This is a genomic window from Bacillus sp. 05T31 (assembly GCF_056396725.1).
The window spans coordinates 1-392 of sequence record NZ_JBFTMA010001461.1 but is presented as its reverse complement, the minus strand read 5'-3'; the positions used below and the strand labels follow the sequence as shown (position 1 = coordinate 392).

The window sequence follows — 392 nt, the reverse complement described above, 5'->3', positions numbered from 1 at the left end:
GTCGTATCCTATCTCAACTATATTATAGAAAAGCATTTGCACTCTTAGAAATGCATTTTGTTCTTTCTAAAGACGAAATGACTTATTTTCAAATGATGGTTATGGGCAGAGGTCACTCCTATGCGTAATATTTGGTTCTGTATACCTTTAAGCATTTTATATTTATTAATACTTTTAATAAATAACTACTATTTTCACTCTAGTAATTTTAAAGAAAGCGTTAACTCTTTATTAATTAGTCATTTTTATATGATCAGCGTTATTAGTCTTATTTTTTTTACTATAGGATTAATTAGCTTTTTAAAAAAAAGACAATCTATTGTAGCAAAAAAATTCTTTTCTCTAACATCAGTCTTTGGGATAGCTATTTTAACATCCTTATTATCTAGCTA

Annotated in this window: 2 pseudogenes; both read left to right on the top strand. The window is 26.3% G+C overall.

What is annotated here, in order from left to right:
• Positions 1–128 (top strand): annotated as a pseudogene (locus AC1DJR_RS33830) (polyprenyl synthetase family protein); the annotation flags it as partial.
• Positions 121–392 (top strand): annotated as a pseudogene (locus AC1DJR_RS33825) (sensor histidine kinase); the annotation flags it as partial. The pseudogenes AC1DJR_RS33830 and AC1DJR_RS33825, both read left to right, overlap by 8 nt.